The 25,302-nt window shown below is 68.2% G+C and carries 24 protein-coding genes; 7 read left to right on the top strand and 17 right to left on the bottom strand.

Annotated elements, in window-relative coordinates:
* From K1T73_RS12390 to K1T73_RS12355, 8 genes are all read right to left on the bottom strand, one after another.
* Complete coding sequence (locus tag K1T73_RS12390) at positions 1–1,314, bottom strand: glutamine synthetase family protein (RefSeq protein ID WP_259400243.1); 1,314 nt, start codon at positions 1,312–1,314, stop codon at positions 1–3.
* A 95-nt stretch (positions 1,315–1,409) separates the two neighbouring features.
* Positions 1,410–2,216 carry an ABC transporter permease gene (locus K1T73_RS12385; RefSeq protein WP_220600998.1) on the bottom strand — a complete coding sequence of 269 codons (807 nt, stop codon included), beginning with the start codon at positions 2,214–2,216 and terminating at the stop codon, positions 1,410–1,412.
* Position 2,217: 1 nt separating this feature from the next.
* Positions 2,218–3,102, bottom strand: a complete 885-nt coding sequence (locus tag K1T73_RS12380; RefSeq protein ID WP_220600997.1) for an ABC transporter permease — start codon at positions 3,100–3,102, stop codon at positions 2,218–2,220.
* 56 nt (positions 3,103–3,158) lie between these two features.
* Entirely contained in the window at positions 3,159–3,872 is a 714-nt protein-coding gene (locus K1T73_RS12375) for a transporter substrate-binding domain-containing protein (protein ID WP_220600996.1), read from the bottom strand.
* Positions 3,873–3,916: 44 nt separating this feature from the next.
* Entirely contained in the window at positions 3,917–4,693 is a 777-nt protein-coding gene (locus K1T73_RS12370; RefSeq protein WP_220600995.1) for an ABC transporter ATP-binding protein, read from the bottom strand.
* Between the two features lie 135 nt (positions 4,694–4,828).
* On the bottom strand, positions 4,829–5,578 hold the full coding sequence (locus K1T73_RS12365) for a phosphate/phosphite/phosphonate ABC transporter substrate-binding protein (protein ID WP_220600994.1): 750 nt from the start codon (positions 5,576–5,578) through the stop codon (positions 4,829–4,831).
* Positions 5,575–6,018, bottom strand: a complete 444-nt coding sequence (locus tag K1T73_RS12360; RefSeq protein WP_220603734.1) for a TerB family tellurite resistance protein — start codon at positions 6,016–6,018, stop codon at positions 5,575–5,577. Before K1T73_RS12360 ends, K1T73_RS12365 begins: the two co-directional genes overlap by 4 nt.
* On the bottom strand, positions 6,018–6,461 hold the full coding sequence (locus K1T73_RS12355; protein ID WP_220600993.1) for a TerB family tellurite resistance protein: 444 nt from the start codon (positions 6,459–6,461) through the stop codon (positions 6,018–6,020). The genes K1T73_RS12360 and K1T73_RS12355 overlap by 1 nt, the downstream gene beginning before the upstream one ends.
* Positions 6,462–6,606: 145 nt before the next feature.
* Between K1T73_RS12355 and K1T73_RS12350 the strand changes: the two genes are divergently transcribed.
* Positions 6,607–7,149, top strand: a complete 543-nt coding sequence (locus K1T73_RS12350) for a hypothetical protein (RefSeq protein ID WP_220600992.1) — start codon at positions 6,607–6,609, stop codon at positions 7,147–7,149.
* A 14-nt stretch (positions 7,150–7,163) separates the two neighbouring features.
* Here K1T73_RS12350 and K1T73_RS12345 read toward each other — a convergent pair whose 3' ends face one another.
* Positions 7,164–8,540: an FAD-binding oxidoreductase gene (locus K1T73_RS12345; protein ID WP_220600991.1), complete on the bottom strand. Its 1,377-nt coding sequence runs from the start codon at positions 8,538–8,540 to the stop codon at positions 7,164–7,166.
* A 77-nt stretch (positions 8,541–8,617) separates the two neighbouring features.
* On the opposite strand from K1T73_RS12345, the gene K1T73_RS12340 reads away from it, so the two are divergent.
* The gene (locus K1T73_RS12340; protein ID WP_220600990.1) at positions 8,618–10,306 is read left to right on the top strand and encodes a chloride channel protein; all 1,689 of its coding nucleotides are present in this window, start codon (positions 8,618–8,620) and stop codon (positions 10,304–10,306) included.
* 95 nt (positions 10,307–10,401) lie between these two features.
* On the opposite strand, the gene K1T73_RS12335 is transcribed toward K1T73_RS12340, so the two are convergent.
* A complete protein-coding gene (locus K1T73_RS12335; RefSeq protein ID WP_220600989.1) occupies positions 10,402–10,743 on the bottom strand; it encodes a DUF427 domain-containing protein in 342 nt (113 codons plus the stop codon).
* Positions 10,744–10,787: 44 nt separating this feature from the next.
* Positions 10,788–12,614, bottom strand: a complete 1,827-nt coding sequence (locus K1T73_RS12330; protein ID WP_220600988.1) for an aminopeptidase P family protein — start codon at positions 12,612–12,614, stop codon at positions 10,788–10,790.
* A gap of 185 nt (positions 12,615–12,799) precedes the next feature.
* Here K1T73_RS12330 and K1T73_RS12325 point away from each other — a divergent pair, with 185 nt between their 5' ends.
* From K1T73_RS12325 to ribD, 4 genes are all read left to right on the top strand, one after another.
* Positions 12,800–13,228: a secondary thiamine-phosphate synthase enzyme YjbQ gene (locus K1T73_RS12325; protein WP_220603733.1), complete on the top strand. Its 429-nt coding sequence runs from the start codon at positions 12,800–12,802 to the stop codon at positions 13,226–13,228.
* Positions 13,225–14,775, top strand: a complete 1,551-nt coding sequence (locus K1T73_RS12320) for an amidohydrolase (RefSeq protein WP_220600987.1) — start codon at positions 13,225–13,227, stop codon at positions 14,773–14,775. The genes K1T73_RS12325 and K1T73_RS12320 overlap by 4 nt, the downstream gene beginning before the upstream one ends.
* 147 nt (positions 14,776–14,922) lie before the next feature.
* Positions 14,923–15,405 carry a transcriptional regulator NrdR gene (gene nrdR / locus K1T73_RS12315; protein ID WP_220600986.1) on the top strand — a complete coding sequence of 161 codons (483 nt, stop codon included), beginning with the start codon at positions 14,923–14,925 and terminating at the stop codon, positions 15,403–15,405.
* Positions 15,402–16,502 carry a bifunctional diaminohydroxyphosphoribosylaminopyrimidine deaminase/5-amino-6-(5-phosphoribosylamino)uracil reductase RibD gene (ribD, locus tag K1T73_RS12310; RefSeq protein WP_409077706.1) on the top strand — a complete coding sequence of 367 codons (1,101 nt, stop codon included), beginning with the start codon at positions 15,402–15,404 and terminating at the stop codon, positions 16,500–16,502. The genes nrdR and ribD overlap by 4 nt, the downstream gene beginning before the upstream one ends.
* Here the strand turns inward: ribD and K1T73_RS12305 are convergent.
* The 3 genes from K1T73_RS12305 to K1T73_RS12295 form a co-directional block, all read right to left on the bottom strand.
* On the bottom strand, positions 16,499–18,517 hold the full coding sequence (locus tag K1T73_RS12305; RefSeq protein WP_259400242.1) for a capsular polysaccharide biosynthesis protein: 2,019 nt from the start codon (positions 18,515–18,517) through the stop codon (positions 16,499–16,501). The two genes, ribD and K1T73_RS12305, sit on opposite strands and share 4 nt — an antisense overlap.
* On the bottom strand, positions 18,514–19,614 hold the full coding sequence (locus tag K1T73_RS12300; protein ID WP_220603731.1) for a polysaccharide biosynthesis/export family protein: 1,101 nt from the start codon (positions 19,612–19,614) through the stop codon (positions 18,514–18,516). The genes K1T73_RS12305 and K1T73_RS12300 overlap by 4 nt, the downstream gene beginning before the upstream one ends.
* A 146-nt stretch (positions 19,615–19,760) precedes the next feature.
* Positions 19,761–21,053 carry a capsule biosynthesis protein gene (locus K1T73_RS12295; RefSeq protein ID WP_220600984.1) on the bottom strand — a complete coding sequence of 431 codons (1,293 nt, stop codon included), beginning with the start codon at positions 21,051–21,053 and terminating at the stop codon, positions 19,761–19,763.
* Positions 21,054–21,178: 125 nt separating this feature from the next.
* Between K1T73_RS12295 and K1T73_RS12290 the strand changes: the two genes are divergently transcribed.
* Positions 21,179–21,766, top strand: coding sequence for a riboflavin synthase (locus tag K1T73_RS12290; RefSeq protein ID WP_220600983.1), 588 nt, complete (start codon positions 21,179–21,181; stop codon positions 21,764–21,766).
* A gap of 8 nt (positions 21,767–21,774) precedes the next feature.
* Here K1T73_RS12290 and K1T73_RS12285 read toward each other — a convergent pair whose 3' ends face one another.
* The 3 genes from K1T73_RS12285 to K1T73_RS12275 form a co-directional block, all read right to left on the bottom strand.
* Positions 21,775–22,842 carry a phosphatase PAP2 family protein gene (locus tag K1T73_RS12285; RefSeq protein ID WP_220600982.1) on the bottom strand — a complete coding sequence of 356 codons (1,068 nt, stop codon included), beginning with the start codon at positions 22,840–22,842 and terminating at the stop codon, positions 21,775–21,777.
* Between the two features lie 100 nt (positions 22,843–22,942).
* Positions 22,943–23,590 (bottom strand): DUF3726 domain-containing protein, encoded by a 648-nt coding sequence (locus tag K1T73_RS12280; protein WP_220600981.1) that lies wholly within the window; start codon positions 23,588–23,590, stop codon positions 22,943–22,945.
* On the bottom strand, positions 23,587–25,266 hold the full coding sequence (locus K1T73_RS12275; protein ID WP_220603730.1) for a hypothetical protein: 1,680 nt from the start codon (positions 25,264–25,266) through the stop codon (positions 23,587–23,589). Before K1T73_RS12275 ends, K1T73_RS12280 begins: the two co-directional genes overlap by 4 nt.
* Between the last annotated feature and the right edge of the window lie 36 nt (positions 25,267–25,302).

Raw genomic sequence — 25,302 nt, 5'->3', positions numbered from 1 at the left:
TCACGCCGTGTCGAGATAGGTCTTCCAATGGGCATCGGGGTCGATGCCGTCCATGACCTCCATTTCCTGCCGCTTGCAGCGCAGGAGGCAGTCGCGCAGGAGCGGCGGAAATATTTCGGCCATGATCGGACAGGTCTCGAATCTCTCGATCGCCGTGGCCCAGTCGGGTGCGAGCTGCGGGCAGTCCTGGTCATAGGCGTTGCCGGTGATGGGCTCGGGCGGGGTGAGGCCCTTGTCGATGCCATGCAGCGCCGCGCCGAGGATCACCGCCATCACGAGATAGGGGTTGGTGTCGCCGCCGGCCACGCGATGTTCGAGGCGCCGCGTCTCGGGACCGCCGCGCGGGATGCGCAACGCCGCTGTCCGGTTGTCATGGCCCCAGCAGATCGAGGTGGGCGCGTGGGCGCCGGGGACGAGCCGGGCGTAGGAATTGGCGTGGGGCGCGTAGATGAGCGTCGCCCCCTCCATCGCCGCGAGGCTGCCGGCGATGGCCCCGTCGAGCCGCGCCTGTCCCTCCGGTGTGCGCTCGTCGAGCATGTTGCGCCCGTCGGCATCCCAGATCGAGAAATGCACATGCATCCCGTTGCCCGCATCGTCCTCGAAGGGTTTCGCCATGAAGGTCGCGGCCATGCCGTGCCGCCGTGCCATGCCCCGGATCAGTTCCTTGAAGAGCCAGGTGTCATCGGCGGCGCGCAGCGCCTCCTGGTGGTGGAGCGTGATCTCGAACTGGCCGATGCCGGATTCGGAGGTGACGGTCTGGGCGGGGATGCCCATCTCCTGCGCGCCGGTATAGAGGTCGGTCAGGAAGCTGTCGAAGGCGTCCATGTGCCCGAGCGCGAGGATCTCGGCCATCTCGACGGGCCGGTCGTTGAGCGGGTTGCGCACCGGCCCGAGCGCATGACCGGCGTCATCCACAAGGGTGAATTCGAGCTCGGTGGCGGCCTGGACGGTCCAGCCGTGCCGGGTGAACCCCTCGAGAACCCATCGCAGCGCGGTGCGGGGGTCGGCCTCGAATGGGGTGTCGCGGCTGCGGCGAAGCTCCATCGGATAGAGCGGCTGATCGCTGTCGAGCCAGGGGAGCGGCACCGGGCCTCGCCCGGTGGGAACGAGGATGCCGTCCGCGTCGCCGGTTTCGAAGACGAGCGGGCTGTCCTCGATATCGGCGCCGGTCACGTCCACGTTGATGACCGACAGCGGCAGTTGCACTGCGCCCTTGGCGAGCTTCAGGGCATAGTCGCCCGGCAGGCGCTTGCCGCGCATGACACCGTTGAGGTCGCTGATGGCGACCCGGATGGTCTGGGGGTGGCTGGACATCTCTGCCCCGTTCGTTGCTGATCTGGCGCGACCCTAGGCGGGGATCGCGACCAAGGCAACTGGATTTGATCAAAAGACCGGGGGCGACGTCCTGCTCAGCGAAACAGGTTCACGCCGAGCTTCATCTTGCGCCGCGCTTCCTGCGGGAGGTGCCGGTTCAGGCGGCGGTTGATGAAGCCGAAGATCGCGATGACGGCGAGCGTGAGCAGGATGAAATACATCGCGAGGATCGGGTAGGGCACGAACGGGTTGAATGTCTTGTCCGCGAAATAGTTCGCATAGTAGAGGGCATCGCCGCGTTGTTGCCACGTGGGAAAACCTGCGAAGAACACCAGAGCGGTGGAGTGGAAGAGAAAGATCGCCTCGTTCGTGTAGGCGGGCCAGGCGAGCCGTAGCATCGTGGGCCAGACGATCCGGCGAAAGCGCGGCCAGCCCGAGAAGCCATAGGCGTCCGCAGCTTCCACGTCGCCCTTGGGGATCGAGCGCAGCGCGCCATAGAAAATTTCGCCCGAGTAGGCGGCCGTGTTCAAAAACAACACGACCAGTGCCCCCAGCCACGCGGCAGTGAAGGGTTCGAAAACCGGGTAGGATTGCTTGAGCGTGAGGAAGAAGAAATAGCCGAAGAAGAACTGAATGAAGAGCGGCGAGCCGCGGAAGACGAAGATGAACCATTCGGCCGGCTTGCGCAGCACCGCGTGGCGCGATCCCTTGGCCACGGCGAGGGCGTTGGCGAAGAAGAACCCCGCCACGAGCGCGCAGACGCCGAAATAGATGTTCCAGATCATCCCCGAGCCGATGAGGGTGAATTGCTCGCAGAGGGTGAAATTCTCGCGCGGCAGGAGTCGCTCGCCGATGCCGATGGCGCGCAGGCCGTAGTCCTGGATGGTCTGGAGGCAGGACATGTCAGGCACCCGCCTTTCGCTGCGCTTCGCCGCCGGTGGTGGCTTGGCCGTGGTTGAGGCGCTGGGTCAGCTTCTCGAGATAAATCTCGGATATCCGGGTGAAAATCAGGTAGAAGACCAGCAGCGCCAGGAAATACCACATGCGCCAGTCGCCATGCGGATACTCGGTAAAGCGTCCGGTCTTGGTGCCGCCCAGTTCGCGCGCCCAGTAGACGATATCCTCGACCCCCAGAAGAAATAGGAGCGGCGTGGCCTTGATGAGCACCATCCAGAGGTTCGAGAGGCCCGGTAGCGCATAGATCCACATCTGGGGCACGAGGATGCGGCGGAACGCCTGCGCGCGGGTCATGCCGTAGGCCTCGGCCGTCTCGATCTGTCCGCGCGGCACGGCGCGCATCGCGCCGAACAGCACGTTGGCCGCGAAGGCGCCGAAAACGATGGCGAAGGTCAGCACCGCGAGCGTGAAGCCGTAGGTCTCGTGCACCCATTGCGGCGCGGTGCCGAGCGGCAGCTTGGCCTCTGGACAGACGACGAAGTCATTGCCGATGCGGATGGGCTGGTTCCAGTCCGGGCAGAGGACCTGATGGCGTGTCCATTCGAACATCTGGTCGAGCGCGATGACGAAGAAGAGAAAGAACGCGATGTCGGGCACGCCGCGCACGATCGCGATGTAGAGCTTGCCCAGCCACGACAGGGGCGTGAAGCGCGACCGCGCGGCCATGGCGCCGAAGAACCCGAAAAGAAGCGCCGTGGGCGCCGTGATCGCCAGGAGCAGAAGCACCACCCCGAGCGAGTAGTAGAGCGACATGTGCTTGCCGGTCGTCAGGTAGCACGAGAGCCAGGTGAGCCCTTCGAGCGTGCTGGGATCGGTGCAGTAGGAAAACATGTGCGCCCCTTGAAAAAAGGGGCGGGATGGAACCCGCCCCCGTGGTCACGGCCGGATCAGAAGCCCGGACCGATTTCCCATTTCTCGAGCAGCGCGTTGAGCGAGCCGTCGTCCTTCATGGACTGGATCGCGGCGTCGAACTTCTCCTTGAGCTCGGTATCGCTTTCGCGCACGCCCATGCCGATGCCGCCGCCGATCATCTCTTCCTGCTCGAGCAGCATCAGGCCGTCATCCTCGGCCGCGACGGGCGCGAGATAGGCCTTGTCGGCCAGGACCGCGTCGGCCTCGCCGTTGCGGACGGCCGCGATGGTTTCCTCGGGCGTCGCGAATTCGACGAGCGTGGCGCCGGAATCGGCGATGAAGGCCGCCTGGATCGTGCCGGTCTGTGCCGCGATGATGCCGTTCTCGAGATCCACGTCTTCGGACGCGACGAGATAGGCCGAGGGATCGGGCTGCGTGTAGTTCTGGGTGAAGTCGATGACCTCGTCACGCTCGTCGGTGATCGACATGCCCGCGATGATCGTGTCGTAGTTGCCCGACACGAGGTTCGGGATGATCGAATCCCATTCGTTCGTCACCCATTCGCAGGTCAGTTCGGCGCGCTTGCAGAGCTCGTCGCCCAGCTCGCGCTCGAACCCGTCCACCTCACCGGAATCGTTGATGAAGTTGTACGGAGGGTAGGCGCCCTCGGTGCCCATGCGGATCGTCTCGGCCGCGGCGATGCCGGCGGTGAGCGCGAGCGCGGCGGTGGTGAGAAGGATTTTCTTCATGTTGGTATCTCCCTTGGTTCTGGTGGTTTGGCCGTCGGCCCGCGTCAGTCAGCCATGGTCGAGCTGAGAAACTGTTGCAGGCGTTCGGATTTCGGGGCGCCGAATACGGTATCGGGATCGCCTTCTTCCTCGATGAGGCCCTGGTGCAGGAAAATGACGTGGTTGCTCACGTCGCGGGCCATCTTCATGTCGTGCGTCACGATCATCATGGTGCGACCTTCGCCGGCCAGATCCCTGATGACCTTGACGACCTCCTGCTCGAGCTCGGGGTCGAGCGCAGATGTGGGCTCGTCGAACAGGAGCGCCTCGGGCTCCATGCAGAGCGCGCGCGCGATGGCGGCGCGCTGTTGCTGGCCGCCCGAAAGCTGCGCGGGGTAGACATCGCACTTGTCGCCGATGCCCACCTTGTCGAGATAGCCGCGCGCGGCCTCCTCGGCCTCGGCGCGGTCGCGCCCCAGCACGGTGACGGGTGCCTCCATCACGTTCTGGAGAATCGTGAGATGCGCCCAGAGGTTGAATTGCTGAAACACCATGCTGAGATTGGTGCGGATGCGGAGCACCTGCTTGGGATCGGCGGGGTGCCGGTTCAGACCTTCGCCACGCCACTTGACCGGCTCGCCCTTGAAGATGATCTCGCCCTGCTGGCTGTCCTCGAGGAGGTTCGCGCAACGCAGGATGGTGGATTTGCCCGAGCCAGACGATCCGATCAGCGAGACCACGTCGCCCTTCCGGGCCTTGATGTCGACGCCCTTGATGACCTCGAGCGCGCCGTAAGCCTTGTGCAGGTCGCGGATTTCGATGACGGGGGGCGTGTCGGTCAATGGGTGTCCAGTCGGGTAGGCAGGCAGCGGTCCGACACTCAATAGGGCGCAAATTCTGTCACAATGCAACTTCCAAAACGCGGGTTTCCGTCGGGTAGGTTCCGATACGGCGCGATTTCGTGACGGAACGGAAGCTCAACCCCGCCTGTCGGGAGGCGCGTCGGGCGTCGGCACGGCGAGGTAATCGTCGGGCGCGATCTCGACCAGGCGGGTAAGGTGCAGGGTCTGTTGCAGGTCGGGGGGCAGCGCCGCGATGGCGTCCGAGACAGCGGCGAAGAGCGCGTCGCGATCGGCGCCTTTCGCCGCGATATAGGGCAGGGCCGGGGTGGGTTCGGTGCGGGCGAGTTCACGCAGCTTGCCGGTGAAATCCCCGTAGGCCAGCATGTAGTGCCACGACAGGGCGTCGATGGCGGCGAGGTCCGCGCGCCCCTCGGCCACGGCGGCGGCGGAGGCCGCGTGACCGCCGGTCTCGAGCGCGGGCGAGAGCGTGACGCCTTCGTTCGCCGCGTGGGTCACGGGCGCGGCCCAGCCGCTTTGGGACATCGCGTCGTTATAGGCGAAGGGCGCGTCGGAGAACTCCGCCAGCGTCTCGCGCGGGTCGTCGGCGCGTATCACGAGGACGCTGTTGTAATGGCCGGGCGGACAGTGCGGCAGGTCGTAATCTGGCGTGCCGATCAGCGTCACCTTGTCGTGAAGCCGCGCGCGATAGGGGAATCCGCAGGTCTGGGAAAAGACGAGATCGGGGGAAAGCCAGTGCTCCCACGGGTCGCCGCCGCGGGTGAGCGCCTCGGGCGCCTCCTCGAGACGCGCGGCGATCTCGCTCCAGAGGCGATCGTTGGCGGCGGCCGTCTCGGGCCGGTCATACATCGGCAGGCTGGCGATCACCCGCTGCCGTCCTCGACCCGTTTGCGGGCGATGTTGCTGTCGCGGTCGTTGACGCCGAGGAGGCTCGCCACGAGGCGCAGCAGCGCGTTTTCCTCGTCGTCGCGCACGCCGTCGGCCAGCACGACCTTCCACAGGGCCTCGATCACCGCGATGCGGTCGTCATAGGGCACGGCATCCTTGATCGCGCGGGTGAAGCGCACGGTGTCGGGCGCCTCGGCCTCGAGCGCCTCGGCGTCGGATTTGAGCGCCTCGGCCCCGGCCTCGTCGAGGTTGTAGCGGGTGGCGAGGATGCGGGTGATTCGCCGCTTCTCCTCGGCGTCGTAGCTGCCATCGGTGCGCGCGACGCGGACCAGCAGCGCGCCGAGGGCGAGCCGCGCATCGTCGTGCGAGAGCGGCTTGGGATCGGGGGCCGCGAGGGCGTCGAGCAGGCGGCCGAACATCATGCGGGCGCCCCTGTCACGCGGGCGCGGGCGGCCGCGCATTCCTCGTCGGAAAGTCCCAGCATCTCGCGCGAGCGCAGCACGATCTCCATTTCCTCGTCCCGGCTCTCCCCGTCGGCGAGCATGATCTGCCACAGCGCCTCGTGCGCGATGATGCGGTGATCGTTGGCGACGTTGCGGCGCACGATGTCGGCGAATTCCTCGGTCGAGGGGGCGTGCGCCTCGACCTTCTCGCAGGTGGCGCGCAGCTTGGCGGCCTCGACCGGGTTCAGGCCGAATATCCGCGCCAGCATCCGGTCGATGGCGCTGATTTCCTCGAACTTGTAATCGTGATCGGATTTCGCGACACGCACCATCAGCGCCCCGAGCGCGATCTTCTCGTCGGGTTCGGGAAGCTCGGCCTTGGCGGGGTCGGCCATGAAGGAGAAAAGTCTTGAAAGCATGGTCCGACATTAGGCGGGCGGCCCTGCCGGCACAAGAGGTCTCGCACGCCGCGAGAGGGTCACATTTGTTCCAAAGAAAACGCCAGATCGGGGAGCAGTTTGCGCCATGACGGGGAGTGTAACGAGTAGTGCCGAAGGAGATGACATGGCAGATTACGACTGGTCGCAGGGCTGCGCCCGAACCCACCTTGCCCGTGTGAGGGGGCTTGACGGCGATGCGCTTGCGAAGGTCGCGCGCGATTACGACTGGGGCCGGTACCCCGAGACGGTCCTGGGCTGGGTGATGGCACAGAAGAGCATCGATCTCGATACCGCGCTGGCGACGTTCTTCGCAGGGGCGCCCGAGCGGTTCAACTATCTCCACAAGCGCGACGTTCCCCCCGAGTTCACCGGCGCGTGCCGCGTGCTCGACAACATCTGCCTGCGGATCAACTGCGGCTTCTACCTGGCGCGCGAGGATCGCTTGCCGGGCGCCGGTGCGCGGCTTGCCAAGTGGCTTGCGGTGCAGAAGATCGACCGGCGCGAAGGCAGTTCCGGCAGATGGGTTCTGGACGAGGCGATCGTGGCGCCGCCGCCGGGCGCGTCGCCCGCGCCCCCGCCGGAGGCGACGGCGGACAGGGCGGCCCCGGCGGCACGGCGGCCAGCCGGATGGTTCGCGCAGATGTTCCGGCCGCAGGAGGTGCGCTGAACCGGCGCCGGGTGTCAGTTGCAGGGCGGCACGAGCTTTCCGGGGTTCATGATCCCGTCGGGGTCGAGGGCGTGCTTGATCGTTCCCATCAGGCGCCAGGCCGGGCCGTGCTCGCGTTCCATGTAGCGCATCTTGCCCATGCCTATGCCATGTTCGCCGGTGCAGGTGCCGCCCATGTCGAGCGAGCGCAGCGCGAGCCGGTGCGCGGCGTCGTGGGCGCGGGTGACGGCCTCGGCGTCGGTGTCGTCGAACATCACGATGGCGTGGAAGTTGCCATCGCCCACATGGCCTAGGATTGGGCCGGTGATGCCGTGCTGCGCGAAATCGGCCTGGGTCGCCTCGATCGCCTCGGAAAGGCGCGAGATCGGCACGCAGGCATCCGTCACCAGTGACCGCGCGCCGGGCCGCGAGGCGAGGATCGCGTAGAAGGCGTTGTGGCGCATCGACCAGAGCGCGCTGCGGTCCTCGGGGCGCGTGGCCCAGTCGAAGCCGCTGGCGCCGTGGCTTTCGCTCACCTCGCCGAAGGTCTCGGCGGTTTCGCGCACGCCTGCCTCGGAGCCGTGGAATTCGAGCAGGAGATGGGGTTTCTCGGGCAGCGTGGAGCCGGCATAGGCGTTGACCGCCGCGACGCTCGCGCGGTCCAGAAGCTCGATCCGTGCCACGGGCAGCCCCAGTTGGATCGCGTCGATCGTGGCCGCCACGGCGCCCGCCACGTCGTCGAAGGCGCAGACGGCGGCGGCGATCGCCTCGGGCTGGCCGTGCAGGCGGAGCGTCAGTTCGGTGATGAGCCCGAGCGTGCCCTCGGCGCCCACGAAAAGCCCGGTCAGGTCGTAGCCCGCGCTCGATTTGCGCGCGCGGGTGCCGGTGCGGATGACCTCGCCCGTGGCGGTGACGACCTCGAGCGCCAGCACGTGATCGCGCATGGTGCCGTAGCGCACGGCGGTCGTTCCGCTCGCGCGGGTCGAGGCCATGCCGCCGAGCGAGGCGTTGGCGCCGGGATCGACGGGAAAGAAAAGACCGGTCGCGCGCAGTTCGGTGTTGAGCGCCTCGCGCGTGACACCCGGTTGCACCGTGACGTCCATGTCGTCGGCACGGACCTCGAGCACGCGGTTCATGCGGCTGAAATCGACCGTCACCCCGCCGCGCGCCGCCAGCGCGTGCCCCTCGAGCGAGGTTCCGATGCCCCAGCCCACCACCGGGCAGCGATGCGCGGCGCAGATGCGCACCACTTCGGCCACCTCGGCGGTTGTCTCGGGATAGACCACCGCATCGGGGGGCATCGGGGGGAAATGCGTCTCGCTCGCGCCGTGCAGGTCGAGATCGGACTTGGACCGCGATACCCGTTGTCCTAAAGATGAGCTCAATGCCTCGATAACCGCGCCGGTGTCCATGTCGCCCTCACTTTGCCAGATCCCGCGAAACCTAGGCCAAACGCGGCTCACGGGAAAGGTGGGGATGGGGCGGAAACATGCCTGACACCTCGGATCACCCGCTGCGCGCCGCGTGGGACGGGGCGCGCGCGCAGGTCAGGCGCGGCTGGCACATCCTGCTGACACGGGGGCCGAGCAAGTTCCAGTTCTGGGTCATCGCGCTGATGATCGGGATTGCGGCGGGGTTCGCGGCGCTGTTCTTCCGCAAGGGTATCGAGGCGCTGGAGCGGCTCGCCTATGGCACGGACGACCCGTCGCTTCTGCATTCGCATATCGTCGAGCTCGAGTGGTACTGGATCGTCTTCGTGCCGACACTGGGCGGGCTGGCGGTGGGGCTGCTGCTGCATCGCTTCACGCCCGACGGGCGGGCGCGCACCGTCGCGGACGTGATCGAGGGCGCGGCGTTGCGCGACGGCCGTGTCGAACGGCGCGCCGGGCTCGCCTCGGCGCTGGCCGCGATGATCACGCTCGGCACCGGCGGCTCGTCGGGGCGCGAGGGGCCGGTCGTGCATATCGCGGGGCTCATCTCGGGCTGGGTGAGCCGGCGGATCAACGCGGACGGCATCACCGGGCGCGATCTTCTGGGCTGCGCCGTGGCGGCGGCGGTCTCGGCCTCGTTCAACGCGCCCATCGCGGGCGCGCTGTTCGCGCTCGAGGTGATCCTGCGTCATTTCGCGCTCCATGCCTTCGCGCCCATCGTCATCGCGAGCGTTGCCGGAACGGTCATCAACCGGCTGGAATTCGGCGACGTGACGGAGTTCGTGCTGCCCTCGTCCACGGTCTTCGAATTCTACGTGGAACTGCCGGCCTTCCTGATCCTGGGTCTTGTCTGCGGGGTCGTCGCGACGATCCTGATGCGGTCGATCTTCTTCGCCGAGGATGTGGGCGACTGGGTGCAGTCGGTGCTGCATCTGCCGCGCTGGCTCAGGCCCGCGCTGGCGGGTGTGATGCTGGGCGTCATGGCGCTGGGCTTTCCGCATATCATCGGCGTGGGATACGAGACGACCTCGGCCGCGCTGACCGGCAGCCTGGTGCTGCACGAGGCGATCGTCTTCGCGATGCTCAAGACGGCGGCCGTGGCCGTCACGCTGGGCGGGCGGATGGGAGGCGGGGTATTCTCGCCCTCGCTGATGCTGGGCGCGTTGACGGGGCTGGCCTTCGGGCTCATCGCCACGTCGATCTTTCCCGACGTCTCGGGCTCGCACACGCTCTACGCACTGGCGGGGATGGGCGCGGTGGCGGCGGCGGTGCTGGGCGCGCCCATCTCGACCACACTCATCGTGTTCGAACTGACCGGCGACTGGCAGACGGGCCTTGCGGTGATGGTGGCGGTCTCGACCTCGACGGCGCTGTCGGCGCGGATGGTGAAGCGGTCCTTCTTCCTCACGCAACTGGCGCGGCGGGGTGTCCACCTGGCGGCGGGGCCGCATGCCTACCTGCTGTCGATCCAGTCGGTGAAAAGCCTGATGCGCACACCCGACAACCCGCGCGCGGCGTCGGAGGCGGAATGCTGGACGCTGATCGAGGACGGGGTCTACGTGGATGTGAGCGCCACGCTCGAGACCGCGATGCCGATCTTCGACCGGGCGGGCGTGCTATTCGTGCCGGTGGTGTCGCTGGGCCGCGAAGGCGCGGCGCCGGAGTTGCGGGGCGCGCTGTTCCACGTGGATGCGCTCAAGGCGCATAACCGCGCGTTGGCAGCGGTCTCGGAGGAAGAGCACAGCTGAGACCGGGAGAGGGGCGTTGCCCCTCGCGCGGAAACGCGGGGTTTCCGCGCTCACCCCAGGATATTTCGGGCAAGAAGAAGGGCGCGGGGCGCTTTTCAGACCTGCTCGACCGTGACGTAGTCGCCGGGGTGGAAGGCGAGGTGGTCCTTGATCCGCGCCACGTTCTCGAGCGGGTCCTCGTAGCTCCAGGCGGCGTTCTCGAGCGTCTGGCTCTTGGTCACGATGTCGTAGTAGCTGGCCGTTCCCTTGTGCGGGCATTGCGTGGCATGCGCGTTCGCGTCGAGGAAGGCCATGGCGATGTCGCCGCGCGGGAAGTAGATGACGGGCGGATACTCTCCCTCGGTCAGTTCGAGCGCGTTGTCGGTCTCGCCCAGAACGGCGCCGCCGGCGCGCACGACCCATTTGCCCGGGGCGTTGCGGATGGTGATCTTGGTCATATGCGAAGTCTCCTGTTGGGTGCCCGTTGGCGGGCGTATCGGTGTTATTTTCCGGCGTCCCCGAGGGGCGCGGTGGCTTGGTCGAGCCAGGCGCGGACAGCGGGCGCCACGCGCGGGCCGACGAGGTCGCGGCAGAGCGCGTGGTAGCCGTCGAGCCAGTCACGCTCGTCGTCCGAGAGGCGCGATGCGTCGATGAGGCGGCGGTCGATCGGCACGAAGCTCAGCGTCTCGAAGCAGAGCTTGCCCGTGGCGTCGCCGCCGGGCAGCGTCTCGGCCTCCTGCACGACGAGCAGGTTCTCGATGCGGATACCGAAGGCGACTTCGCGGTAGTATCCCGGTTCGTTCGACAGGATCATGCCGGCGCGCAGCGGCACCTCGGAGATGCGGGCCAGGCGTTGCGGGCCTTCGTGGACGCAGAGATTGACGCCGACGCCATGGCCGGTGCCATGCGCGTAGTCCTGATCGGCGAGCCAGAGCGGATAACGTGCGATCACGTCGAGATCGCGGCCCGCGAGGCCGGCGGGCCAGCGGACGCGGCTCATCGCTATCATGCCTTGCAGCACGCGGGTGAAGGCCGCGCGTTCATCGGCGCCGATGTCGGCGGCCTCTCCGACCGGCAGGGTGCGGGTAATGTCGGTCGTGCCGTCGAGATATTGTCCGCCGCCATCGAGCACCAGCAGGTCGCCGCGCGCCAGGATGCGGTTGGAGGCCGTCGAGACGCGGTAATGCGCGAGCGCGCCATTCGGTCCCGAGCCCGCGATCGTGTCGAAACTGATGTCGAGCAGCGCGCCGGTGGCGCGGCGGCACTCCTCGAGCCGGCGGACCACGTCGATCTCGCTGATCGAGCCGGGCGCCTGTTCGTCATACCAGGCGAGAAACTCGCAGAGCGCCGCGCCGTCGCGCAGATGTGCCTCGCGGGTGGCCGCGATCTCGGCATCGGTCTTGCAGGCCTTGGGCAGCACGCAGGGATCATCGCCCCAGACGCGAGGCACGCCTGCCTGGTCGAGCTCGCGCATGACCCAGACGGGAACGCTTCTGGCGTCGAGACGCACGGGTCCGGTGAGGCTGTGCAGGGCCGGGCCGAAGGCGGAGGGCGGGCGGACGATCACGTCATCGCCCAGATGTGCGCGCAGCGTGCCGTCGAGCTTCTCCGCTTCGACGAAGAGCGTTACCTTCGCCGTGGCGTGTAGGATCGCGAAGGCGTGGGGCACCGGGTTGCGGGGAATGTCGGAGCCGCGGATGTTGAGCAGCCATGCGATCGAATCGGGCAGCGTCAGCACCGCCGCGTCGTGGCCTCCTGCCGACAGCTCGGCGGCGAGGGTTGCGCGTTTCTGCGCGTGGGTAAGCCCGGCGAGTTCGGCAGGGTAGGCGCGGATCGGGCCCATGGGGGGCGCGGGACGATCCGGCCAGATGCGATCGACGAGATTGTCGGTCGCCTTGAGCGTCACGCCGCTGTCGCGCAGGCCATTGGTGAGGGTTTCGATCTCGCGCGGGGTGTGGAGCCATGGATCGTACCCGACGAGGCCGCCCTCGGGCAGTTCCTGCGCGAGCCAGTCGGCGGGAGCCGTTTCGGGCCAGTTCACGGGGGTGAAATGCGCGAGGTCCACCTGGCTGCGCACCTGTGTGCGGTAGCGGCCATCGACGAAGACGCCGGCCTTGTCGCGAAGCGCGATGCAGAACCCGGCCGACCCGGTGAAACCCGTGAGCCAGGCCAGCCGCTCGTCGCAGGGTGCCACGTATTCGCCCTGGTAGGCGTCGGCGCGCGGGACGATGAAGCCGTCGAGGCGCGCGTCGGCCATGACCTCGCGAAGCGCGGCAAGGCGGGGAGGACCCTGTTCGGGATGGGCAGATTCGGAAAAGCTCTGGAACATGCGGACCCTTCTTGGTGGCGACGGGCGGAGACTGGCACGGCGGGAAGATGCTGGAAAGCCCCGAAATGCCGAACCGCCGGCCGGGTTTCGGGAAGCCGGGCAGGGGGCATTTCGGACGTCGGTATCCACGTCGGTATCGCGTCGGTGCGCTTGACGGCGGCGCGGTCCTGCGGGATCAGTGGAGCATGCAGGAGATCATCACCGTCGAGACGCAGGGCCAGGGCCTTTACGAAATCACGCGGGACGTGGCGGCGTGGCTGTCGCGCGCGAAGGTGGAGACGGGGCTTCTGACGCTCTTCATCCGCCATAGCTCGGCAAGCCTTCTCATCCAGGAGAATGCCGACCCCGACGTGCAGCATGACCTGCACGCCTTTTTCGGCCGGTTGGTGCCGCCTTCGGATACCCCCCGGATGGCATACCTGCGGCATACGAACGAGGGCCCGGACGACATGCCCGCCCATATCAAGGCGGCGATGATGCCCGTGTCGCTGTCCGTCCCGGTGGCGGAGGGGCGGATGATGCTGGGGACGTGGCAGGGCATCTACGTGTTCGAGCATCGCGACCGGCCGCGCCGGCGCGAGGTGGTGGCACATCTGCAAGGCGCGCGGTCATGAGCGCGGTCGTCACGGCGGAGGCGTGGGTCGCAGCGCATGCGCGCGAGTTGTCGGAGGGATGCGCGACGATCTTCGGCTTCGGCGAGCCCGCGTGGCGGGAATACCGCTCGGCGGCGTGGTACGTGGAGCGGCTGCGCGCTGAGGGGTTCACCGTCGAGGAGGGGTCGGGCGGGATGCCCACGGCCTTCTGCGCAGAATGGCGGCAGGGTGAGGGGCCGGTCGTGGGCATGTATGCCGAATACGACGCGGTGCCGGGCAATTGCCAGGCCGCCGCACCGGAGCGGGCGCCGCGCGAGGGCCTGGGGTTTCTCGCGGCAGGGCACACGGATCCGCATTCGGCGCTCGGCATGGCCGGGCTCGGCGGTGTGCTGGCCGCGAAAGCCGCGATGGAGCGGCACGGGATCGCGGGCGGGTTGCGCTTTACCGGCGAGCCCGCCGAGAAGGTCCGCGGCTCGAAGCCCCTGCACGCGGCGAAGGGCTATTACGACGGGCTGGCCGCGATGCTCTCGTTCCATCCGTTCTACATGCTGCCACTTTGCAACACGGTGCGCTGGGACACGCAATGCGGGGCGGCCTACGCGATGATCTACCGCTTCCGCTGTGACGCGCCGCAGGCATGGGGGGCGCGGGACGGGGCGCCGATCCCGCAATCGCATTCCGATATCCGCGCGCCGGGGGCCAATGACGCGCTCGTCACCATGTACCAGATGGCCCGCCAGCACCGCGACGCGATGCTGCCCCATGCGGGGGGCTGGTCGATCTCGGAGGCGATCCTGGACGCGGGGCAGGCGACGGCGGACAACCTGCCGGCGGTTCAGGCCGACCTGCAATACATGATCCGCGTGCCGGAGGTGGCGCAGGCCGAGCAGGTGACCGCGCAGCTTGACCGGATCGCGGAGGCCGCGGCCGCGCTGACCGGCTGCACGTGGGAGCGGCACTGGGTGAGCAAGTCGCGCCCCGGCCTCACCAATCACGCGATGGCCGAGCTGGTCTGGCGCGAGATGCAGGCGGTGGGCGCACCGCGTTGGGACGAGGCGGCCCGGGACATCATGCGCAAGGTGCAGCGGGCCTGTGGAGAAGAGGCGATGGAGGAGCCGCTCATCGACGCCTGCACGCGTCTCGTGGCGCCGCGGGACGCCGAGGCGGAACTGCGCCGTGCATTGCCGCCGGCGCAGGCGCATTCGACCTCGGACGACTATACCGACATGAGCTGGCACGCGCCGCTCGCCCGGTTCTACGTGGCGCGGCCCGCGCTGAGGGGCGGGCCGTATCCGCCCTGGGCGATGAACGCGCTGGGCGGCATTCCGGCGACGATCGACCCGATGGTGCAGGTGGCCGCGAAGGTGCTTGCACGGGCGGCGTTGCGGCTGCTTGAGGACGACGCCGCGCGGGAGGCCGCGCGCGCGGAGTTCGAGGCGCGGACCGGCGGCGGTGTGGGCGGCGAGACATGGATGGCGCCGCTGTGCGATTATGACCCGCCCACGGGGTTCGGATGGCCCGAATATGTCGAGACCGTGCGCGGGCGGCACTGGCATCTGCCGGGTTGAGTCCGCGTTGCAACGGTTTCGGGCCGCATCATCTGGGGCGCGGCTTTCGTGGCTACCCAAAACTTTGCGGACGCCCTATAGTGGCTGTGGACACGGGGGGCGAAAGACCCACGACCCGAGAGGCAGAGAAGAGAAGGGGGCAAGCCCATGCGCTGTCCGTTTTGCGGAAATATCGAAACGCAGGTGAAGGATTCGCGGCCCGCGGAAGAGCATGTCTCGATCCGGCGGCGGCGGCTGTGCCCCGCCTGTGGCGGACGTTTCACCACCTATGAGCGCGTGCAGTTGCGCGATCTCGTGGTGGTGAAGTCGAACGGGCGGCGCGAGGATTTCGACCGCGACAAGCTCGAACGCTCGATCCGCATCGCGCTCCAGAAGCGCCCGGTGGAGCCCGACCGCGTCGAGCAGATGATTTCCGGCATCGTGCGGCGGCTCGAAAGCATGGGCGAGACGGATATTCCGTCGAAAACCGTGGGCGAGATCGTGATGGAAAGCCTCGCCCGGATAGATACGGTCGCGTATGTGCGCTTTGCCAGCGTCTACAAGAATTTCCAGGCGGCCGATGATTTCGACAAGTTCGTGAGCGAGCTTCGTCCCGGCGAAGCGGTCACGGATGACAAGACCGGCGCGTGAGCGACGCCGATACCAGATACATGCGCGAGGCGCTGGAACTGGGCCGGCGCGCGATGGGCAACGCCTGGCCCAACCCCGCGGTGGGCTGTGTCATCGTGCAGGGCGACCGGGTGGTGGGGCGTGGCTGGACGCGGCCCGGCGGGCGCCCGCACGCGGAAGCCGTGGCGCTGGCCGAGGCCGGGGGCGCGGCGGAAGGCGCGACGGCCTATGTCACGCTCGAACCCTGTTCGCATCACGGTGAGACCCCGCCCTGTGCCGAGGCGCTGATCCGCGCGGGCGTGGCGCGTGTCGTCGTGCCCATTCCCGACAGCGATCCGCGTGTCTCGGGCAAGGGGCTTGCCATGCTGCGGGCGGCGGGTGTCGAGGTGGTCGAGGGCGTGCTTTCCGAGGAGGCGGCGCGCGATCACGCCGGGTTCTTCCTGCGGCTGACGGAGGGGCGGCCGCTGCTCACCTTGAAGCTTGCCACGTCGCTTGACGGGCGCATCGCGACCGCGACCGGGGAAAGCCGGTGGATCACCGGGCCCGAGGCGCGGGCGCGGGTCCAGGGGATGCGCGCCTGTCACGACGCGGTGATGGTGGGGGCCGGCACGGCGCGTGCGGACGATCCGCAGCTTACCGTGCGCGACCGCGAGGTGCCGCGGCAGCCGGTGCGCGTGGTGGTGTCGCGCAGGCTCGACGTGCCGCTCATGTCGCAACTGGCGCGCACGGCGCGGGAGGTACCCGTCTGGATGTGTCACGACCCCGGTGCCGACGCCGCGCTGTGCCAGGCTTGGGAGGGCCTGGGGGCCACGCTGCTGCCCGCGCGGCTTCGGGGGCAGCACATGGATATGGCATCCGTTTTGCGCAGCCTCGGGGATCAGGGGTTGACGCGGGTTCTGTGCGAGGGCGGTGGCGCGCTGGCCGCGTCGCTCTTGCAGGCGGGGCTCGTGGACGAGCTTGTCTGCTTCACCGCGGGCATGGTGATCGGCGCGGAAGGCACGCCCGCCATCGGCGCGCTGGGTCTCGAGCGGCTGGGCGCGGCGCCGCGGTTCCAGCTTGTCAGTGCGGAAGCGGTCGGCGGGGACATCATGCACCGCTGGGAGCGCGTCCGGGTCTAACGCCAGAGCGCGGCGTGGGTCGCGAAGATGCCCTGGAGCTTGGAGAGAAGGCGATTGGCGGGGCCGGGGCGCGGGATCGTGCCAGAGGCGAGCCGGTCGACGATCACCTCGACCGGGCAGGGCATGCCCGTCACCGGATCGCGGTAGCGCGGGTAGTCGATGAGCGTGGCATGCACCAGACCGTCGAGCGTCGGCCGCGCCGTGCGGCGGGCGGGGACCGCGCCGAGATCGGTCGTGAGACCCCAGCCCGCGTAGAAGGGGGCACCGAGCGTCGTGACCTCGACCCCGCGCAGGAGCGCTTCGAACCCCATGAGGGAGGTGATGGTCCAGACCTCGTCGACCTCGTGCAGGAGCTGCGCGGGGTCGGTGCGGGACAGGACGGCATCGGCCAGCGTGGCGACGACATCGGCCGGGACCGCACCCGCGCGCAGGCCCGCCTCGACATCGGGGTGGGGCTTGTAGAGGACGATCGCGTCCGGATTCGCGGCGCGCGCGGCCTCGAGCAGGGCGCGGTTGGTCCTGACCTCGCCGGCGCCGAGACGGATCGAGGCGTCGTCCTCGACCTGCCCCGGCACGAGGATGCGGCGGCCCGCCGGGAGTTCGGGCTTTGCCTGCCCGAGATTGTATTTCGACAACCCCCGATCGGTGATCGCCTTGACGAGTCGTTCGGCGCGCAGCGCCTGGTCGGGGCGCAGGGTGGCGCGGCGGGCGATCCAGTCCTCGAGCCGCGAGGGGGCGGTGGGATCGTAGTAGATGCCCAGATCGTCGACCACGAGCGACAGCGGCGGAACGAGATCGGCGCCGAGACCGCGGGACCGGAGGAAGCCATCCTCGATCCGGACATCGGCATGGGGTGCGCGGTCGGCCTGCGCGGCCCAGACCATGTGCCGCCGATCGGGGGCCGCGCGGTCGAAGACCATGCGGCGATGGCGGCCGAAGAAGCCCTGGAGCGGCTTGCGTTTCCAGAGGCGCATGGCATGGGCCGACCAGCCGCGATGATCCTCGCGCCAGGCGCGCGTCTGCGCCTCGAGCGTCGCGATGGCGTCCTCGAGGTCGCACAGGCGGTCGCGATAGGGATCGTACCAGACGGGATAGAGGATCATCGCCGCCGCGAAGAGCTGCGCACGGGTCAGCGCGCGGCCCCGGCGAGAGAGGGCGAGCGGGTGGCGGTCGTCGGTCAGGCCCCAGCCGGCATAGAAAGGTTGCCCGAAGACGCGGGGGCGGTGGCCGGCGAGGATGGCCTCGAACCCCAGTTGCGAGGAGACGGTATAGACCGCGACCGCGCCCTCGAGCAGGTGCCACGGGCTGACCGCGTCGGAGAAGAGCGTGATGCGACCCGAGATGTCCGCGGGGGAAAAATAGCCCGCGCGGTGGCCCGCGACGGTCTCGGGATGCGTTTTGATGAGGATGCGCGCGCCGGGATTTTCCTCCTGCGCGTAGTAGAGCGCCTCGCGGAAGGTGTTGGCGTCGGCGCCGCCCCGGATCACGGAGGCATCGTCGCGCGTCTGGTCGATGACGAGCACGTAGCCCGGATCGGGACAGGGCGTGTCGGGGTCGAAGCCGGTGTATTTCGTGAGATGCGCCTCTTGCAGGCGGGCGATGGCGGCGCGGGCGCGGTCGAGCAGCGCGGTATCGTCGAGCGGATGCGTGGCGAGCAGCGTTTCGAGGTCAGACGGCGCGGCGCCGGCGAAATGCGCGCCGGTGTGGTCGATGACCAGCCCGAGGGGCGGCTCGCCGCCACGGCCGGGATGCAGCGACCGCAGAAAGGCGTCCTCGACCCGGACGAGCGGCGCCCCGGTCCGTTGCGCGACCGCCTCGCCCCGCGCGGCATAGGGAGAGTGGCCCCAGACCGCGATCCAGTCATCCGCGCGCGGACGTCCCATTGCGAGCGGATAGCCGGCGAGTTCCATGATCCGGCGCACGCGACGCTGGCGCAGAAATCCGGCGTTGAAATAACGAACCCGCCGATCCGGGTGGGAGTCGGCGGGCCTGTCGTCGCGGTCGTGTGGCGTCATGAACCGCCGGAGAGCGTGTCCGAGGCGGTCGAAACCGAGCCTACCACGCCGAGCGTGCCGGTCAGCGCGCCGATCACCTTGCTCCATTGTGCGAAGGGCGCCTCGGTCACGTAGAGCGTGTCCTGATCGCGCACCGAGAAGTCGCGCGCCATGAACATGCCGTTGGGCTTGGTCAGGTCGAGCACGTAGACCATCCGCTGATCCCCGACGAGATCGTCGCGGCCCAGCACCTGGTTGGCGATGGCGGCGGGTTCGTTGCGCAGGATGAACACGCCCGTGGGGTCGGCGATGCCGGAGTTGAGCCCGCCCACCTGGGCCAACGCCTCGACCGCGCTTAGCGTCTGCGTCTCGAACGGGACGCGGGCCTGGCCGGTGGTGGCGCCGAGCGCCGTGAAGGCGCGGGTGTCCTGTTCGACGAGGATACGGTCGCCGCCGCGCAGCGCGATGTCGAACTCGGGGTGCTTGTAGAGATCCTGGAACCAGACCTTAGAGCGCATGTTGCCGCGGATCACGGTGATCTGGGCCACCTCGGGCGGGATGCCGATGCCGCCCGCCGCCGAGATCATCGCCGAGAGCGTGCGCGTCGGACGTTCGATCGGGTAGACGCCCTGCCCGTTGATCGCCCCGATGAGCGAGACGGTCGCACCGTCGCCCGCGAGGCGGCGCACCTGGACCTGGGGGTCGGGCGTCTGTTCGTCGAGCTTGGCGGTGATGATCTGCCGGATACGTTCGGGCGTGTTGCCCGCCGCGCGGATGCGGCCCGCATAGGGCACGAAGATGAACCCCGCGCCGTCGACCTGCACCTCTTCGAGGATGGTCTGGTTGGTGCCCTCGCCCGCGAGAAGCCCGTCATCCACGTTTTCCCAGATGGTGAGGCCCAGCGTGTCGCCGGGGCGGATCGTGTCCGAGCCGAGGCGGCCCGCATTGCGGAATTCCTCGGAGAAGCCGAGCGCGGGTTGAACCGCCGTCGCGCGCGTCACGCGATCGTTGACGGAAATCACGAAGGCGTCGCCCGAGCGTTGCACGGAGCCTGCGTAGATTTCCTTCTTGTTGGGACCGACACGCGGCAGGCCACAGGAGGATACCATCCCCACCATGGCCAGAAGCGCGACGGACCTCGCCCATCGAGTTGTCTTGAGTTTCACTGCCCGGTCTCCTCGACCTGTATTATTATTCTGCCTCAGGTTTTTCAGCTAACGTAGCTGAATCCATATGCTAAATCCAGCGCTACGGCCGTTGCCCGTCATGTCACCGCGCGCAACTGTTGCCGAGGCGCCGCGGTGCCGCGGCGGAGCGCGTCATAGGGATCATCGCCGCTCAGCATCATGTCGACCGCCTGCCGCAGCAATTGCCGGCGCCCGCGCGCGGAGTAGAAACCGCCCGCGATCTGGCTGGTTTCCAGCAGATATCGCCGATAATCCGCATAGGCGCGACGGTCGGGGCGTTCGGCCCCGGCGAAGAAGTCGCGCAGGGGCTTGGTCGAGACGAATTCGGGTTTGGCATAGACCGCCGCCCCGAATGTCTTGAGCGGAATTCCGCGCCAGAGCACCTGCTGACCGGCGGTGGAGTTCACGGTGACGGCGCTGCGGGCCTCGTCGAGAAGCTTCGCGAGCTTGCCGCCGCGCACGTAGTGCACCCGGTCGGCCACCCCGTGCGCCTCGGCGAGGCGGCGCAGCGTGCGGCGGACCGGCACGCGCCCGTCCTCGAGCGGGTGCGCCTTGACCACCAGGTGATGATGCGTCGGCGCGCCATGCGCGAAGCCGGCGACGATCATCTCGAGAAACTCGGTCATCGTCGAGAAGGGCGAGTGGGTCTGGAACGAGCTGTCATGCTCGAGCTGCAGGAGCGCGAGGTGATAGGGGAAGCCGCCATGCCGGATCCGCCATGTGGCGATGCGCCGCTCGAACGCCTGGAACGGCATGAAGGCGAGCCGCTTGAGATACAGCCGGAACTCGGCGGCGACGGAAATCGCGCGATGGGGTCGGAACCCGCGATACCCCCGGTTCAGGAAGAGCACGAACCAGTGATAGAGCGCGCCGTAGAAGATATGCTGGCGCATGTCGCCCCAGCTGGCCGGGGGCAGTGCCGTGTCCATGTCCGACATCTCGAGATCGCGGCGCATGTCCTCGACCGTCATTTCCATCAGACGCGAATTGCCGTTCGAGCCGCCGCGTTCGTAAGTGACCCAGTAGGGGCGAAGATAGCCTTCCTCGAAGACATGCACGGTCAGCCCGCGCTTGCGCGCCTCGGCGACGGCGGCGGTGTGGATGGGGCGGGTGTCGCCGTAGAGGACGATGTCGGTCACGCCTTTTTCCGCGGCGATGCGCGCGAAGGTTTCCGGCCAAGTGTCGGGAGCATCGCGAAAGGCGATGTAGCTGGCCCCGTCGGGCCAGAAGACGCGGTCGCCCATGTTGAAGCCCACGCGCCAGACCTCGGCCCCTGCACGACGCAACATCCGCGCGAGCCGTCCGAAGAACGGCCCGTGCGGTCCCTGGAGAAACAGGAACACCCGTGTTTTGCCTGCGGCCTCTGACATCACCCTGGACTTCCGAGCCATTCGGTTGAAATTACCGCGAAATTCGGGCGAAATTAAGACATGATATACGCCGCCTTGCGAGCATGGGCCGGATAGTCCAAAGAAGTGGTAAAGGGGAGAGGCGAATGTTCACCGGCATCATAACCGACCAAGGCCGTATCGAGGCCGTCGAGACGCGCGGCGACCTGCGCGTTCGGATCAAGTGCGGCTACGACATGAGCACGGTCGAACTGGGCGCGTCGATCGCCTGCGATGGCGTGTGTCTCACCGTGGTCGAGATCGGGCCGGACTGGTTCGAGGTGGATGTGAGCGCCGAGACCGTCTCGAAGACCAATCTCGACACCTGGGCGCCGGGCCGGACGGTCAATCTCGAGCGGGCGCTGAAGGTCGGGGACGAGCTGGGCGGGCACATCGTGTCGGGTCATGTCGATGGCGTGGCCGAGGTGATCGCCGTGGAGGACGAGGGCGACAGCACCCGCGTCACCCTGCGTGCGCCCGAGGCGCTGGCGCGGTTCGTGGCGCCCAAGGGGTCGGTGGCGCTGAACGGCACGTCGCTGACGGTGAACGAGGTGAATGGGTGCGATTTCGGCATCAACTTCATTCCGCACACCAAGGAGGTCACGACCTGGGGCCGCGTCGCGGTCGGGGATCGGGTCAATCTCGAGATCGACACGCTGGCGCGCTACGTCGCGCGGTTGCGCGAGTGGGGGTGAGGCCCGGGCTAGCCTTCGGGGCAGAACCGACGCTGTAGCCGTGCGCCCATCCACCAGCAGGCGAAGGCGATGACCGCGCCGAGATAGCCGTCGAGCGCGTAATGCCAGGCGAGGTGCACGGAACCCACCATGATCACCGCCGCGTAGAGCGCGAGGACGAGCCCGAGCCAGCGCCGGATCGCGAACCCGTAGATCGCGACGAGGACCGCGATGGTGACGTGCATCGAGGGCATGGCGGAAATGCCCTTGATCTCGCTCCCGCCGTGGAAGCCGTCGAGCAGCATCCGCTGGGTTTCGGGCGCCCAGACAGCGTGGGTCTGCGCGAAATCGTTCAGCATCGCGATCTGCGGCGCGAAGAGGTCGCCATAGCCGAAATCTGCGTAGAATGCGGGCCCGACCGACGACAGCAGCGTGGCCAGAAGGTTCCCGCCCAGGATCCAGCAGAGCACGAAGGCGATGAGGAAGGTCATCGACCGCGCCCGGTTGCGGGTGTCGAAACAGGCGTAGAAGGCCGAGAAATAGACCAGCAGGAACCACAGGTTATAGGCCAGGTTGATGCCTGCCGTGGTGCCGGGGGTGCCGAAGAAAGGCACGAGAAGTCGCCACGGATCGACCCCGCCATGCAGCGCACGGTCCCACGCGGCAAAGGTTTCGTCCCATGCAAACGGCAGGAGGTGGGGGATCATGTCCTTGAGATAGGCGAAGGTGCCGCACATGACCGAGACGGCCGCGAAGGCGACGATGCCGGTCAGAAGCCGGTCGGCATCGAGAACGATCGCGCGGATATCGGCGAGAAACCAGCGGGTCGGGTTGCGCGGGCGCACCGCGACCGCCATCCAGACGAAACGCATGAGAAAGAGCGCCACGAGGAACGCGGGGATGAGCACCTGGAGCGCGGTGACCAGAATGCCGTTCGTCGTGGACTGGAACGGCGTGGCGGTCAGGTGCGACACGACGAGGGCCGCCGCGACATGCAGGCCCACGATCACCAGGAGCACGCGGTTCACCCGGAGGGCGTCGAGAAGCGGTTCGGTCGAGAGCGCGGCCCGCGAGAGCGGCTCGGCCTGCATGGTCATGCTGTCTGCCCTTTTTCCTCGGTTCTTGTTCCGACGGGATCGCGTCGAAACCGGGCCGTTTTAGGGCAATTCGCGTTCCATTAGGTGAAATCGGCCTCGGTCAGTCGTTGTCGGTAAGCCCGGCGCCGGCGCCGGCCATGCGGCGCGCGTCGGTTTCGGGCGCGTAGGTGCGGCGGGCGAAATCGCCGAGGATCCGGGCGGTATCGGTCGAGATGTCGCCGCGCCAGGCGCGCCGCGCGGGCCGGCCCAGGGGCTCTCCGGGCGCGCGTGCAACATCGACGCGCGCCGCGAAGGCGGCGTCGGGCGCATCGCTTTGCAGGTAGGTCACGCGCGCGTGGCGGGTGAGGACCGTATCCTCCCACGAGAGCCGGAGGGCACAGCCGGTCATGTCCGAAGCGGCGGCCAGGTAGGGATAGAGCAGCAGCGGTTGCGGCACGTCGAAGAGCGAGATCCCGGCGCCCTCGGCCAGTGTGCCCGCCATGTCGCACAGCGCCGCGCCGGCGACGAGCGGGCAGAGCCGTTCGCCCGGCGCGCGCCATTCGGGCCCGAGGTCGCGCGGCGCAATCCGTTCGTATTCCGCGCCGTCGATCTCGGTCAGAACCCGCGCCAGCGCGTCGGCCCCCGGCAGTCCCATGGCGCAGATCCAGCGGATCGCACGGCCCGCGTCCTCGGCCAGGCCCCAGCTCAGCCCCGCGCCGCGCGTGGCCCGGCGCGAAAGCCCCTCGACCTCGTTCAGCGACCAGCTCATTGGGCGGCCTCGGGAAGGTAGGGATAGGTCCAGTCGTCGGCATTGCCGGTCGCCAGCTCGTCGGGGAAGGGGGCGTGCTGGAACATGGTGATCCGCAGCCAGCGGTCGGAGCGCGGATCGAAATGGCAGGCGCCGAAGAAGCTGAGCTTGGCGCGCAGCAGGTCGATGGGCATGAGCCCCGCGTCGATCGTGTTGTCGCGGATCTCGGCATAGGGGTAGCGCCCGGCGATCTGCGCGCGGCGGACGATATGGCGATGCTCGGGGTGGCGCAGCAGGAATTCGGCCACGGTCGTATCCGGGACATCCTTCAGGTCGTCATACATGCGCGCCGCGTCGCGGCCCGGGCAGAGAGGTTGTTCGTAAGGCTCGAGCGGCTCTTCGGCACGCTCGGCCAGGCGCGGCTCGAGCTTGGCCTCGGAGACATACCAGAGGCGGGCCTGCGTGTTGGGGTTCGACCAGTCGAGCGCGAGCGCCCAGTCGTAGATATCGCGGGTGAGTGCCAGAAGCGCGGGCGTGCGCATGGCGCCGTCGATGCGCATGACCTCCTGCTCGTCGGCATCCATGCAGGACGTGAGGCCGTCGACGAGATGGCCGTAGGGCTCCATCAGGAGCGACGCCACCTGTTCCTGCCCCTCGAGCGAGCAGCGATCCTCGGCCCATTGCCAGAGCCGTTGCCAGGGGCGATCGGTGGTGAGATCGGCGGTCTGGAGATGGGCGGCGAGATGGGCCATGTCGGCGCGCAGATCGGCGATGCGCGAGACCTGGACGGGGTGATCCGACGTCCAGTCCTCGGCGTGAAGACGTGCGCGGGCGGCGTAGTCGCGGAAGGCGCGGGCCTCGTCCTCGGTCGCGGTGGGGAGCGAGCGCACGCGGGCGATGGCCTCTTCGCGGGCGGCCATCCAGTGATTGATGAGGACGGGGTGGTTCATGAGGAACGGCGCCATGCCGAGGCCGGTGGAATTGCCGATCCCGAAGGTGCGGCGCAGCGCGGGCGCAAGCGGCACCGCGGTTTCGGGTGCGCGCATCCGGGCCATGTGCTCGACAAGGTCCATCACGAAGGCGCGGGTGAGATAGACCGAGAGCATCTCGACCTGGAAGGGGCCGCGGCATTCCTCGCGCCGGCCGGATTGTTCGCGGTCCGCCGCGCCGAACTTGCCCGAGCCGTAGACGGCGGTGGTGCGCATCAGGTAGCCCACCTCGCGGATGCGCGCGGCGTCGGGTTGGTGGCCCTGCGCCAGCGCGTCGACCACGTGGTCCCAGAGGCGCACCGAGCGGTTGGCGCGGCTGAGCGACAATTCGCGGTCCGAAAGGCGCCCGGCCTCCTGCCTGGGCACGTTCTGGCGGAGGCGCGCGATGTCCGCGTCGGAGGGGATGCCGTCGAAAAGGGCGAAGGTCGCGTCCCAGGCGGTCGCGATCACCCGGTCCGAGCGTTGGTCTGCGGGCAGGTCATGGGCGAAGGCCACGAGCGAATAGCTGTGGCGGGGACCATGGGCGGTGTAGACCGCGTGGCCGACACCCTTCGCGTCGATCTCGAAGGCGGTCGTCTCGAAGCGCCACGCGTCGGATTTCAGGCGGCGCAGGAGGGTGCGCATGAAGCTGAGCCGGCATTGATGAAGCGAGCCCATGCGCGCCAGGCGCATGACGGTGCGCGGATCGCGTGGCGGGATCGGGGTCATCGAGGTCATCGGCGGTCTCCGGCGGATGGCGTCTGA

It is taken from the genome of Roseovarius sp. SCSIO 43702, assembly GCF_019599045.1.
Classification (GTDB): Bacteria; Pseudomonadota; Alphaproteobacteria; order Rhodobacterales; family Rhodobacteraceae; genus Roseovarius.
The sequence above is the reverse complement of the archived record's forward strand: the minus strand, read 5'-3'. Positions and strand labels throughout refer to the sequence as shown.

Excerpts from the sequence above, each read along its gene's own strand:
- K1T73_RS12390 (WP_259400243.1), bottom strand. The coding sequence starts at position 1,314 with ATGTCCAGCCACCCCCAGACCATCCGGGTCGCCATCAGCGACCTCAAC.
- K1T73_RS12385 (WP_220600998.1), bottom strand. The coding sequence starts at position 2,216 with ATGTCCTGCCTCCAGACCATCCAGGACTACGGCCTGCGCGCCATCGGC.
- K1T73_RS12380 (WP_220600997.1), bottom strand. The coding sequence starts at position 3,102 with ATGTTTTCCTACTGCACCGATCCCAGCACGCTCGAAGGGCTCACCTGG.
- K1T73_RS12375 (WP_220600996.1), bottom strand. The coding sequence starts at position 3,872 with ATGAAGAAAATCCTTCTCACCACCGCCGCGCTCGCGCTCACCGCCGGC.
- K1T73_RS12360 (WP_220603734.1), bottom strand. The coding sequence starts at position 6,018 with ATGTTCGGCCGCCTGCTCGACGCCCTCGCGGCCCCCGATCCCAAGCCG.
- K1T73_RS12355 (WP_220600993.1), bottom strand. The coding sequence starts at position 6,461 with ATGCTTTCAAGACTTTTCTCCTTCATGGCCGACCCCGCCAAGGCCGAG.
- K1T73_RS12350 (WP_220600992.1), top strand. The coding sequence starts at position 6,607 with ATGGCAGATTACGACTGGTCGCAGGGCTGCGCCCGAACCCACCTTGCC.
- K1T73_RS12345 (WP_220600991.1), bottom strand. The coding sequence starts at position 8,540 with ATGGACACCGGCGCGGTTATCGAGGCATTGAGCTCATCTTTAGGACAA.
- K1T73_RS12340 (WP_220600990.1), top strand. The coding sequence starts at position 8,618 with ATGCCTGACACCTCGGATCACCCGCTGCGCGCCGCGTGGGACGGGGCG.
- K1T73_RS12335 (WP_220600989.1), bottom strand. The coding sequence starts at position 10,743 with ATGACCAAGATCACCATCCGCAACGCCCCGGGCAAATGGGTCGTGCGC.
- K1T73_RS12330 (WP_220600988.1), bottom strand. The coding sequence starts at position 12,614 with ATGTTCCAGAGCTTTTCCGAATCTGCCCATCCCGAACAGGGTCCTCCC.
- K1T73_RS12325 (WP_220603733.1), top strand. The coding sequence starts at position 12,800 with ATGCAGGAGATCATCACCGTCGAGACGCAGGGCCAGGGCCTTTACGAA.
- K1T73_RS12320 (WP_220600987.1), top strand. The coding sequence starts at position 13,225 with ATGAGCGCGGTCGTCACGGCGGAGGCGTGGGTCGCAGCGCATGCGCGC.
- nrdR (WP_220600986.1), top strand. The coding sequence starts at position 14,923 with ATGCGCTGTCCGTTTTGCGGAAATATCGAAACGCAGGTGAAGGATTCG.
- K1T73_RS12305 (WP_259400242.1), bottom strand. The coding sequence starts at position 18,517 with ATGACGCCACACGACCGCGACGACAGGCCCGCCGACTCCCACCCGGAT.
- K1T73_RS12300 (WP_220603731.1), bottom strand. The coding sequence starts at position 19,614 with ATGGTGGGGATGGTATCCTCCTGTGGCCTGCCGCGTGTCGGTCCCAAC.
- K1T73_RS12295 (WP_220600984.1), bottom strand. The coding sequence starts at position 21,053 with ATGTCAGAGGCCGCAGGCAAAACACGGGTGTTCCTGTTTCTCCAGGGA.
- K1T73_RS12290 (WP_220600983.1), top strand. The coding sequence starts at position 21,179 with ATGTTCACCGGCATCATAACCGACCAAGGCCGTATCGAGGCCGTCGAG.
- K1T73_RS12285 (WP_220600982.1), bottom strand. The coding sequence starts at position 22,842 with ATGACCATGCAGGCCGAGCCGCTCTCGCGGGCCGCGCTCTCGACCGAA.
- K1T73_RS12280 (WP_220600981.1), bottom strand. The coding sequence starts at position 23,590 with ATGAGCTGGTCGCTGAACGAGGTCGAGGGGCTTTCGCGCCGGGCCACG.
- K1T73_RS12275 (WP_220603730.1), bottom strand. The coding sequence starts at position 25,266 with ATGACCCCGATCCCGCCACGCGATCCGCGCACCGTCATGCGCCTGGCG.